This is a genomic window from Paenibacillus sp. ALJ109b (assembly GCF_010747435.1).
Lineage (GTDB): Bacteria > Bacillota > Bacilli > Paenibacillales > Paenibacillaceae > Paenibacillus > Paenibacillus taichungensis.
On sequence record NZ_JAAIFP010000028.1, the window covers coordinates 42,503 to 54,563 of the forward strand.

10 protein-coding genes are annotated in these 12,061 nt (G+C 47.6%); 1 reads left to right on the forward strand and 9 read right to left on the reverse strand.

The annotated features are described in order from the left end of the window. Positions 1-4: 4 nt before the first annotated feature. From G3352_RS24320 to G3352_RS24350, 7 genes are all read right to left on the reverse strand, one after another. Positions 5-757, reverse strand: a complete 753-nt coding sequence (locus G3352_RS24320) for a vWA domain-containing protein (RefSeq protein WP_064639011.1) — start codon at positions 755-757, stop codon at positions 5-7. A 33-nt stretch (positions 758-790) separates the two neighbouring features. Then, the gene (locus tag G3352_RS24325) at positions 791-2,881 is read right to left on the reverse strand and encodes a protein kinase family protein (RefSeq protein WP_163760823.1); all 2,091 of its coding nucleotides are present in this window, start codon (positions 2,879-2,881) and stop codon (positions 791-793) included. Positions 2,882-3,038: 157 nt separating this feature from the next. Then, positions 3,039-3,314 (reverse strand): WXG100 family type VII secretion target, encoded by a 276-nt coding sequence (locus G3352_RS24330; protein ID WP_017689071.1) that lies wholly within the window; start codon positions 3,312-3,314, stop codon positions 3,039-3,041. A 194-nt stretch (positions 3,315-3,508) separates the two neighbouring features. Further along, on the reverse strand, positions 3,509-4,057 hold the full coding sequence (locus tag G3352_RS24335) for a WXG100 family type VII secretion target (RefSeq protein ID WP_063566322.1): 549 nt from the start codon (positions 4,055-4,057) through the stop codon (positions 3,509-3,511). Positions 4,058-4,063: 6 nt separating this feature from the next. Further along, positions 4,064-4,894, reverse strand: a complete 831-nt coding sequence (locus G3352_RS24340) for a hypothetical protein (RefSeq protein WP_109999890.1) — start codon at positions 4,892-4,894, stop codon at positions 4,064-4,066. 16 nt (positions 4,895-4,910) lie between these two features. Next, positions 4,911-8,915: a type VII secretion protein EssC gene (gene essC, locus G3352_RS24345; RefSeq protein WP_163760824.1), complete on the reverse strand. Its 4,005-nt coding sequence runs from the start codon at positions 8,913-8,915 to the stop codon at positions 4,911-4,913. A gap of 56 nt (positions 8,916-8,971) precedes the next feature. Beyond that, a complete protein-coding gene (locus tag G3352_RS24350) occupies positions 8,972-9,292 on the reverse strand; it encodes a hypothetical protein (protein ID WP_053783884.1) in 321 nt (106 codons plus the stop codon). A 423-nt stretch (positions 9,293-9,715) separates the two neighbouring features. Here G3352_RS24350 and G3352_RS31285 point away from each other — a divergent pair, with 423 nt between their 5' ends. Beyond that, positions 9,716-9,955 carry a hypothetical protein gene (locus G3352_RS31285; protein WP_063566326.1) on the forward strand — a complete coding sequence of 80 codons (240 nt, stop codon included), beginning with the start codon at positions 9,716-9,718 and terminating at the stop codon, positions 9,953-9,955. Positions 9,956-10,081: 126 nt separating this feature from the next. Here the strand turns inward: G3352_RS31285 and G3352_RS30945 are convergent, their stop codons facing one another. Further along, entirely contained in the window at positions 10,082-10,234 is a 153-nt protein-coding gene (locus G3352_RS30945; protein ID WP_170867771.1) for a hypothetical protein, read from the reverse strand. Between the two features lie 248 nt (positions 10,235-10,482). Next, complete coding sequence (locus G3352_RS24360) at positions 10,483-11,958, reverse strand: aldehyde dehydrogenase family protein (protein ID WP_163760826.1); 1,476 nt, start codon at positions 11,956-11,958, stop codon at positions 10,483-10,485. Positions 11,959-12,061: the final 103 nt, after the last annotated feature.

Genomic DNA, 12,061 nt, shown 5'->3' on the forward strand with positions numbered 1-12,061 from the left:
CCTCCTATCTCACAGGCGTAGCAGCGGACATCTGAAACCCGATGGATACCAGTTCTGCACAAGTACCAGGAAGCATCATCAGTGCACCAGGTGAAAGCAAATAATCCGCCTCAACCAGCATTTCACGATAACTTTCCGGCAGAACCGAGGACATATTGCGCAGCTTTTCCCCGTGTTCATCCTGAAGAACCGTCTCCTGGGATATTCCCTTCCATCTTCGCGGCTCCGGAATGGGGCCCTCCAGCAGATGATCGGATATAAAAATATTCTCGACGAGTACATTGCCATCAGGCACGCTCATACCCATGATTCTTTTGGCAATGGGCTCCGGATCTTCGCCTGTAGCTACCCCATCGGTCATATGACAGACAAGCGGTGCAGGACAATCCTGCATATTTGGAATTTCAGCCTGCAGAATTTTCTCGGCCTGCAAGAAAGCTTTCGCTGAATCCGAGAATCTTTTCGGCGTTAAGTCGGGTAAGGAACCTACAGCAGCGATTTCGTCGATTCCCTTTATCCCGTTCAACAGATCGTACACATCGTCGCTGTATGCCAGAATAGCGATCCTGTAACGGGGTGTCAGTCGGTTGCCCTTGGTCGAACGAAACACCATTTGGCGAATAGCCAGAGATAAGGCATCATAGACGACATCAATCCGCCGACGGTTGTCCAGAACCATGTTCATGGAGGCGCTAATATCAATTAGATAGATAATCAGTGCGGGTGTGCGCTGGGATGCTTGAATAGTATAGTTCATCTGAGATGTGTCACCTCCGTCGTTCACGTTATTTTACAAGTTGGGTAATGTATAATCCGTATTGCTTAGGAATTTATTGATTGCATTCATTCGTGCTGCTACTTTACCTACACCTTTGAAATAGGTAGCATCGGTGTTGTACAGATTTTTGAAATCACGCGCGTAGGATTCGGCATTCTCAATTTTTCTGCCTTTTTGCGCATTATACGCTTTATTGTAATGGGCAATCAGTGTGACGACATTCTGGGCACGTTTTTTCTTGAGCGCAGCTTTCTGAGCCGCCTCCTGTTTGCGCTGAGCCTCGGCTGCTGCCTTACGCTCCGCTTCCTGCTTCGCAATTTTGGCGTCATTTTCTTTTTTCCAGACTAGATAAGCCTCATATTTCGCCTGTTTGTCGTACTTTTCCTGTTCAGCCTTCTTGGCTGCTTCAAGCTTCTGTTGTTTCTGCTTGGCCAGATAAGCCTCATATTTCGCTTGCTTATCATACTTGGCCTGAAGCGCTTTACGCTCTTCTTCTTTCTTCTTGGCCTCTGCCTGCTTTTTCTCCGCTTCAGCCAGCTTTTTCTTTTCCTCTGCATCCAGTTTCGCCGCATCTGCCGCTTTTTGTTTCTTTTCTTCTTCCTGCTGCTTCAGAGCAGTCAGCCTCGCAGCTTCGGCCTCTTCCGCAGCCTTTTGTTCGGCCTGCTTGGCAGCCGCCTCCTGCTCCTTTTGTTTAACCTCAGCCTGATCGGCCAATATTTTAACCGTTGGTACGGTTCCAGCTAGCAGAACAATCAGCACCGCCGAAGAAATCATAAACTTTTTGGATCGGTAAAAAGGTATCTTGGCTGGCTGAGCTGCATCATCATGCTTGGGATTTAGCTTCGCGTCCAGCTCTTGAATCGCAGCCTCAACTTCCATCTGCATCGCACTGTTATCCGGAATGAAATGATGTAGTGAACGATACACTTCGAGCGCCGCAGCCGGTTTGCCTTCATCCTCCAATGCTCTCGCCTGAAGGAAGAGACGATTTACTACCGCTTCCTGACCAGGTGAGGGTTCCGCGGCGGGCACGTTCTGATCCGTATTTCCCTGTTTATCCGATATACCGCTTGCTGCTCCTGTCCATTTAATCGGGTTCGTCTCGACTGCATTTGTCTGGTCTGAAACCTTAACTTCAGATTCTTCAACAGATGCTGCGCCTGCCAGATGGATATCCACAGCAGCCAGCGCCACAAACCATTCGCCAAACGTAGGGCAGCTGCTGAGATCATGACTCTCCCAGGCACGAATAAACAGGTCTGACACCTTGGACCCCCAGCGCTTCTGGAGCGATTCTCTCATGGCATAATAACGTTCATTTACCGTCTGCATTTCGTGCTGGTCAAAATAACTTTCTCCCCATGCTTTTTCCACAATCGCTGCATCAGACCAACTTAACATCTCAGCAATGATAACTGCTCCGGCAAAACGATCGGCATACGCACTCCACAAACCGCTATGCACTGTCCGATGGGCCGCATACCCCGGTGAACCGGCGAGCAAAGCATCTGGACGATCCATTCTGGAACCGTACATCTGCTCAACGTCTACCAGTTCAACTGCTGAAACCCCACTCAGGTTCTCCACTTCGGAAAAAAACGGAATCATCACATTGGGTGCGGACAAATCACAATGAGCCAGCCCACGCTGTTCCATGGCCGAACCGGTCCCAGCCAGAGCTCTCGCCAGCTTCAGACTTTCCTCTGCTGTCAGCTGCTTTTGATCGCTGATTACATCGAACCAGGTCAGACCATGCACCCACGGCATCAATACCGCATACAACAGATCAGGATGTTCTCCAATGAGCGCTCCGTTTCTTTCCGGAGTGAGCACATCACGCTTGCATACCTGCAAACCTGGCAGTTCACTATAAGACTCCATATGCTCAGACTGATACACCATAGCCGGGATACGGAATTTAGGAAAAAATACTTTTAGTGCTTTGGCCCCACTTATGGAACCGTTACGGGGTAACAACTGATAGACGATACCCTGCCTTCCAGCTTGGGCGTAAGCCAGACCAGGTGCAGCCGGATGCTGCCCAATGATATAGGCAATGTCGTTAATCACCACTTCATCCCCGGGATTTGGTTGAAAAGACATGCTCATCCCTCTCTCTGTCATTCTGTCATAGTGCAACAAAAACCGGGTGTTGTGAAAACGCCCGGTTTTTGCTGTAGTTGTACATTCTCAGCTTGCTTCCCGCATATGATTCTGGGCAAATTCGGAAATGGAACCTGCCCGAACTATGTATCGCAGATTAGCGAGCTTGGTCAGCCGTACGGAATTTGTTGGCAATAGCCGTCAGTTCCGCGCTGATGCTATTCAGCGTCTGAACGAAAGATTGCATTTGTTTGCTGGCTTCCTGGAATTCCTGGAAGAAGCGTTGTTTCGTCATACCTTCCCATTGTCCTTCCATGCTTGTGATGGATTGAGTCAATGTAGATACGATTTGCTGACTTTGCTCACCGCTTTGTTTAAATTGGTTGGAAACCTGATCAAGCTGTTCTGGGGTAACTAAAATACGTCCTGCCATTTGTAAATTCCTCCTTGGTTTGTGCAATTAAATTCGCTTGTTCAAATTGTACTATACAAGGATCAATCGGACAAAAGCCGAAGGACCTAATCCTATTTACCCCATTTTTGGCATTCGAAACTTCCCCTAACAGCCTATTTATAAAAAAATTCACTTTCTGCTGTCTTGCTTATTCAGCCTTGTACCCCGTGAAGTCAGGAAACCACAGGTTCGGTTCCCCTTCTCCCACGAAAGGAGGGATCTGTGAATCTCCATGCCACAGGTTCAGGCTGCATGGCCTGAATCAGGGTCGCTGGCGAGCCATCAGGCGGTGCGGCATCCTGTACACGGTACACTGCCGCTACTGCGGAAAATGGATCGGATACAACAGCAGCAGTTGCCGAATGCGCAGGCATAATCTCTCCTGCACGCTCCGTCTGAAGAACATTCAACATATTGACCGCATTGCCATAGGCTGTGTTCACATGACTCAACACTGTACGATACTCCATGTCCACCTGCTGGAATAACAAGGCCTTGCGTCCCAGCTGTACGCTCAAGTCCATAAAACGACGTACTGCTGCTTCGCAGAGTCGCTTGCTGTGATTCCATTCATTCATGATCGCGGCGCGGGCTTCAAGATCCCACTCCAACGAATGAATGGCCTGATCCAATACTGTCATCTTTTGTTGTATTTGCTCCGCCGCATACTGAATCTGCCTGCTCAGTGCCCGAAGCACATCCGGTTCCACACGAATGCGCATTTACCATCACCTTTCCTCTTCCCCTGCAGGCTGTTTAAGCCAGTCCAGCAGCATCTCGTGAAACTGTTCTCTCGTCGTCAGTGCTGCAACAAGCCAATCATCCGAAGCCGCAGTACTCATGCGAAACAGCCAGTTGGATACCGTACTTGCTGCGAAAGCCGCAGACTGTGATTTCCATCCTTCTCCGTTCCATACAAGCAACCGCAGTTCCCCTTCTGATTCCTTGTTCACCAGACAGCGCGCAAGCGCAAGTGACCCCTCGGGATCGCTCGTCTCTTGTACCAACTCATCAGCCACTGCCTGTAATTCTTTGTTCTTCAGATCATTCATCACATCATAGAATTTTTTCTTGGAGCACATCAGAGCCGGCTTTTCCGCCGGAGAATGACCACTCCAATTCATTCTTTGAATCAGAAAATCAATCGCTTCACGAACATTCCCCAAATCACTCAGCCGGAACGAATCCGGTTCGTCTGCAACACGGGATACTTCAACGACCCGTTCATCCGTGCAGTGCACATAACTTTCATACGACTTGCCGCTGTGCGTGTAGCGAATCCAGCAAGCCCTGTCGGACAGTCCCGCAATGGCTACCCTGGAGAAAACGGTCGGTGTCATGATCAGCTCATTGCTGTCCTGATCCTGAATCAGATATCCTTTGTCAAGCAGGGATGTTTTTACACGTTCCCACTCCAAAGCAATGTCTTCCGCCATATATCCGCGGAACGGATCTTCCACGCCAAGCAATCGGTCTGAACCGAGAATCCCGGCCAGGAAAAAAAGCTCTTTTATTTGCAAAGTGACTACCTTTTGCTTGGAATCATGAACCGTCAACATTATGAGCCACCTCCCCTCAAACTACAACATGCCATCGGTCACGAATTTCAGAAATCCAATCAGTCATTTTCCAGGTGCCATCACATGGAATTGCACCTTTAACCCTGGAATATTTACGTTTAACATAATAACCTTGACCCGGAGGCAGTACCTTCAGCCCAGTTGAACTCCCACCGGATTCCGAATAAGGAATACGGAAGAACGAGAGATCATTAGGGTCTAAAGTCCCGAACAACAATCCGCTCTGGGAAGCCTTCACATCGTTCACCCAGTCAGAACCAAAGGTTGGAAAGTCTGCCGGAACTCCTGACAGAATCACATGTATGCCTCGATCCCTGCCTTGACGAACGATCGCTCCCAATTGATCCTTCACATTAAAATCATTTAATTGCTTGGATAACGTATCCGCATCGTCAATAACAAGAACGATCTCCGGTCCACCGGTTAACTCGCCTCTTTTTAGAACTTCATCGTACAACTGTTGGATCACAGGTGCAAGCTGTTCTTCACGGGATACATGTCCGCGGACATGGGGCAAACTGCTGATTTCCCCCAGTCCTCCGGAACCATATCGCATATCTACCGTGTATATTTGCACGTCTTCAGGAGACGCATGATAGGCAAGTGATAACATCCAGGTCAGCAAAAATGTTGTTTTGCCACCTTCCATCGGACTCGTAACCATGAAATGTGGCCCTTCACGCAAATTCAGCTGGAAGGGTTCCAGATCATCAGTCAGCAAACCTACGGGTACTGTTAAGGATGATACGTCTCCGACTTGCCCGAAGGTTCCTGTACGGATAAGCACATCTTTGAGCTTTACCTCTTCCGGGAGCGGCGCAATCTGCGGCGCTTCTTCTCCGTTCCAGCTTTCTCTGATCTCTGCAATCATGTGGCGTAGAGCGGAAGAACGCTTGCCTTCATCTGCGCCGGATGACGGCAAAGCCGCCTGGAACATCAATGGAGGAACCTGTCCTTTGACCAGTCCTCTTCCAGGTGGAAGCTGGCTAGGCGCCTTGGACGGCCGACCCACTGCGTAATAATAGTCGCTTGGATCAGATAATTCAAACGAAACCGCATTGGGAATATTGCTTCTGAATTTCTCAAATACATCCGTAACACGGTTGGCCGTGAGGATAAATGTGATTCCCAGACTGCCGCCTTCACGAAGAATCGTTTCCAGAAGCTCATTCTCCTCGGGATATGCATTTCGGAAAGAAAGATAACCATCGATAACAACTACAATCTGCGGCACGGCTGCATGGGCTGTACGACGATAGGCTGATATTGTCTTAACCCCGGCTTCCGAGATCATGTCCTTGCGTTGTGCTGACAGTTTCAGGATATATCGGAATAACCGCTTGATCCGATCTTCCTCTTCAGACATCATTACCGCACCGATCTGAGGCAAACCTGCGAAATCCTTCATCATCCGCCCCATATCAATAATATAGCCATGCCAAGGTTCAGTCCGTTTAGAACGGGCCAGTGACATCAACAAGGTTTGTACAAACGTCGTTTTCCCCAGACCAGGCATACCGTATACAACCAGATGTCCCTGATCCACCGGAAGTGCGAGCGGCTGCTGTCGTTGATTAGGCAGATCATCCAGCAGGCCAACTATAGGTTTCAGGCCAGCGGCACCGCCGTCAAGCAATACTTCACGATTCTCTTCTTCCTGCCAGTCATTGAGGCTTTCCCATTCCAGTGTCTCAGGCAAGGGTGGCAACCAGGGCCCAGGTAATCGGGTGATCCCCGCCTCTGCTGCCGCTTCTGCCACATAATCAATAAATACCTGAAGCTGCTTGGGCGCATCCTCCCCTTTGAGCACAGCCCTGCGCTCTCCAGTCAATAGTGGTTCCCGTTTCCCATTCAAACGAACTTCCATAACAGGCAGTACCGTCGTTGTATCTTCCTGCTGATTATACGGCGCACCGCTCCATGCGAATTGCATTTCCTCAAACACTTCATCACTGCCTACCTGGAAATATCCACGACCCGGCTTGGTGATCCAGGCCGCATTCGGAATTTTGATCATATCCCGACTATCCCCCTCGCTTTGAACGCGAAGACAGATACGGAAACGCGAATTGCTCCAGATTTTATCATCGACCACACCTGCAGGCTTCTGAGTTGCCAATATAAGATGTACACCCAGTGTCCGACCGATGGCCGCTATGCTGATTAATTCATCCATGAACTCCGGCTGATCCCGCTTCAATTGCGCAAACTCATCAATGATGATAACTAAGTGCGGCAACGGCTGTTCATGTCTGGAACGCAGAATTTTGTAATACTCATCAATGTGCTGGAGATTTCCAGCATCATTTAATATTTTTTGCCTTCTGACCAGTTCGGCCCGCAGTGAGATATTGGCTCGTTCAATCAAATTCCCATCCAGATTGGTGATCGTGCCGACAACGTGAGGCAAGCCCACAAATGTATTCGACATGCCTCCGCCCTTATAGTCAATCAACATAAAAGCCAGATCATGTGGATGGAACTCGGCAGCCAGAGAAGCCACAATTGACTGGATGACTTCACTTTTGCCCGAACCCGTTGTCCCTGCGATCAGACCATGAGGGCCGTGCCCCTGACGTTCGATTTTATCATGTAAGTTAATCGCAATTTTCTTGCCGCCAGCTCGCACACCCATAGGTACGGGAAGTGTGTCCGGATATCGTGTCTGGCTCCAGCGTGTGACCACATCCAGATCCTCTACTCGTGATGTGCTTAACATGTCGAACAACGGAAGCACCTGAGGTATATCCGAAGCGGATGAACGTTTCAGACGAATCGGTGACATATAACGCGAGAGCGCCTCTGCGGACTCTCTGGAAATCACATCTGGCGTGTATGTTTGCCTGATCACGTCAGCATCCTCGGTTTTTTTGATATAAAGCCCCTTGCCTTTGGAAGCCTCCATAATTAACTGACAATGCATGGGTAGCGATTCCTTACGGTTTGCCAATATGATGGTACATACATCGATCTCCTGAGCTGATTCCAGCAGCAGGGGAAGCAGCGGCTCTTCTTCTATTAATTGCGTATCCGAGAGAACCACCACATAACAAGGAGTTTGCACGGTTTTCTTGTAGCGATCTTCCTTATTATTGCGCCGTCGGTTCAACACGGAAAACAAGCTGTCCGCCAATTGATGCGCACCGCTGTGCCTGTCGGCCATATAGCGTTGTCCCTGATCTTCATCCCAAATGTGGGGCAACCAGCGCAGCCAATCCCATTCCTTGGATTCCTTTTCTTCATAAAAGGCAGCAATCTTTAATTCATCCGGTGAATGACGGACCGTCAGTTGTGAAATAATTACGCGCAATGAAGCGAGTACTTCCTCACGATTGCCGACCAACCCCATCACTTTCGACTGAAATAAGGGCAGTGTAATCGATGCTTCGGACACCGTCTCGAACTCAGCTGCCAATTCATGAGCCGCTTCAATTAACTCATCCTTTTCATAACCGTCCACACGAGGAACCTGAAGTTTGATTCGAAACGGATTTTCGCCTGTGCCGATTCGCACCTGCAAGAAGTCATCATCTTCCGGAGAACGTTCCCATAACGAACTGTTTCGATTCTTCACCAACTGAAGACATACATTGGGATCCCCATGAATTTCATACAGACTCTTCACTTGCTCCGCTTGAGCTTCCTTCAGCTCTTCACGATGTTTCTCCAGTTGTGCACGATACATGGTAGTACGCTCTTCCAACTTTTTGCGATAGGACTTCTTGTTGCTCAGATATACAAAAAACGGAATCGTGTATGAAGTAAGCATCATCATAACCGTCATCATCTGAAACATCATATAATTGCTATTGTTCATTTTGCCGCTCATATTGATATATACGTAGAAACCGATGCTGACCATCGTCATCATGATCGGTACAATAATAGAAATCATTGAAAATGTAGGTTTGTTTGGTTCTGCAGGAGGCCTTAGAATTTCCAGCCTTTCTTCCTTGAGAACCGGTGTCATTCTTGGAGAACGCTGATATAACACATTCACGAAGAGAAGACCTCCTTATATTTCATTGCCGTAAACAATATATACGTTCAGATTGTTCATTCGTTGCTGTCCTGCTGAAACAATGAACGTCTTCCATACACCGGCGCTTCTTCAGAAGTGGTGGAAAACGCCCGCTGGACCCGTACACAACTTCCTTGACGCAGCCCTGTTTCCATTAACTGTTGTGTGTTCTGTGGCGAGAACCACAACCCTTCCGGAAATTTGGCTTCAAGGATGTACTGAATGCCCTCTCCCGGTGCCTGACCGAAAATACGGACCCCCAGCAATGTCTTCAGATGTTCAATAGTACATTCATCCGGGACCTCGATGTCGAACCACTCGCCTTCCTCCCGGCCGGAATACACGGTAAGAATCAAAATAATCCCTCCCATGGTCTCATATGTAAATTGTCCTAGTGTCAAATTAAATCAAAATAATGCAGATGAAACGCTATTCCATCCCTATTTTCTTACATAAACACCCTGTTTGCAATGTGCAACCTGTAATTTTGTTACATATGACCCACGTATATATTAAAATATCGTCCATTCGACTCAGAACTTTCGAGGCAGTAGTCACGTTAATTATTGCAAGGATGCGAAACCATGCGTGTTTCTTCCATATAAATGGGAGCTGTGAATTGATTTTTCGGGACTTTTTAATGCTTCGCCCACAATTGAATTGTGAACACTTTTCAAACATTGCTCACCTTTATGTTTTCATAAGCTGATTTTAAGGTAATTTTAAGCATTGGAATTTAATATAACCAGTAAGAAATAACTCTCGTGAGGTGATTTCTAGTGAGAACACTAATAACTTTTCAAAACAAATCAATCCCTGTATATTTCAATCAAGAAAACAAACAACCTGTACAAAAGACACTACGATTGCTTAGCAGTGCACTTGAGAACAAGATTAGCAATGGTAAACGTGCTTTACAGAAATGTCTGCAATCATTGATTAGTATTGAGATTGTCGGTGGTGAAGCCATTCTTCACAGCCGTAGCGAAAATGACTCCCTCGCCTTATCGCTTTATTAAGATGAGTCAGTTGTTTAATTCAACATGGAAACTGCGAATTCATTCATTCGCGAACATAAGGAAAAGGAAGCTTGCCGCTAAGGACAAGCTTCCTTTTTTTGTGTACCACATCTTTTTTATCTATTTCTAATGCAATCGGCTGACGACATAAGCATTTTCATGTTCTTCTTCCATCTCGGCCTTTTGGATTCGAATGACAAACAACCGTACCAGATTATCACGCGTATTTTCTTCCTGACAAGTATTCAGCTTTCTCAGAATGAAACGGTCAATGGACATGAAGTTCAGGCCCCTTTACCTATTGGATTTACGGATCTGTTCTGCCCGTGTATCCATAAATAACCAGATTACAGGTATACCAAACAGCTTATTCACACCATTTCCTCGCCTGTTTTTCAAACGTGTAAAAAGATGCAAAAGTCCGCCTCATCAAGTATGTGGCGGACTCTGCGCAATCTTTGTCACTCTTTCTCGAACCCTAGCTGATTATAAAATAGAACGTTTTCTAATCCATGTTCACTGTCGAATTATTGAATTCCCGGATATTCCCGATACTGATGCTGAATGCTGATCCAGCGAGTCCGTGTGAACTTCTCAATCGCCCAATCGCCACCGAAACGACCAATACCCGATGATTTCTCACCACCAAACATCACATGCGCCTCATCGTTCACGGATTGATCATTTACATGCACCATGCCCGATTCAATCTGCTGGGCAACTTGAGACCCTCTCTCCAGATTTCCGGTAAATACGGACCCGCTCAATCCATAAGGCGTATCATTCGCCAAACGCACGGCCTCCTGCTCATCCTGCGCTTTCATTAATACCGCGACAGGTCCAAACAGTTCCTGTTGTACAATATGCTGCTCCGGTTTCACGTCTGCGAGTACGGTGGGCTCCAGCACACTGCCTTTGCTAGTACCACCCAGCAGCAATCTTGCTCCTTCCGCCTTGGCTCCCTTAATCAAGTCAAGCAGGCGCTCCACTTCCTTCTCACGAATGAGCGGACCTACCAGCGTTTGGGAATCCGAAGGATCACCAGCTTGAATTTTTTTCGTTTTGGCGACAAAGGACTCCACAAACTTATCGTAAATATCAGCATGCACAATAATACGATTAAGTGCCATACAGATCTGCCCCTGATGCAGGAATTTACCGAACACCGCAGATTCTGTAGCACGTTCAATATCCGCATCTTCCAGGACAACCATCGCATTGTTGCCACCAAGTTCAAGCGCAGTTTCTTTCAAATGCTCACCCGCTAGTTTGCCGATGCCCTGCCCCACCTCTGTGGAGCCTGTAAAGGAAATTACTTTGGGTACCGGATGTGCTACAAAATAATCTCCAATCTCACTCCCGCTCCCAGCTACTACATTAAGTACACCTTCAGGCAATCCAGCCTGCTCAAATAGATCAGCAATAAGCCAACCAGCCGTAATCGGCGTATCGGACGCAGGCTTAATAACGACTCCATTACCCAAAGCAATAGCCGGAGCTACGGAACGCAGACACAGGTGCAAAGGAAAATTCCAAGGGCCGATAACGCCGATAACTCCCTTGGGCTCACGCAAAACTCGATTTTCTTTCCCTGGTGTATTTGAGGGCAGAATCTCCCCCTTCATCCGATAAGGGAACGAAGCAGCCTCATCCACAATTCGTTTCGCAGAAGCAAACTCCGCCTCGGCCTTGATCCGTGTGCTCCCGGATTCCGTAATCAGCAATTTTATAATTTCCTCTTTGCGCTCTACCATTAAAGCCGAAACTTTGCGGAGCACACCCTCTTTTACGGCGGGCATGGATTTCTTCCATTCCACCGAACTCTTTTGAGCCACCTCATATGCTCGATCTATATCTTCCTTGTTCGAGGATCGCCAGGTTGCGATGACCTCTCCCGTGTAAGGATTTTTATTTTCAACTATCTTCTCGCCGGAGCCTTCTACCCATTCGCCATTAATAAATTGTTTCATCCATGTTGTATGTTCTGTCTCCATTAAAGTCATCTGAATAACGCCTCCCAATCAAGATTGAATGTCTCACCACAAAACGGTGTAGTAGTTCATTAACCTTGTTAAGGATTGCGCAAACGTGAAGAACAGCTGAATC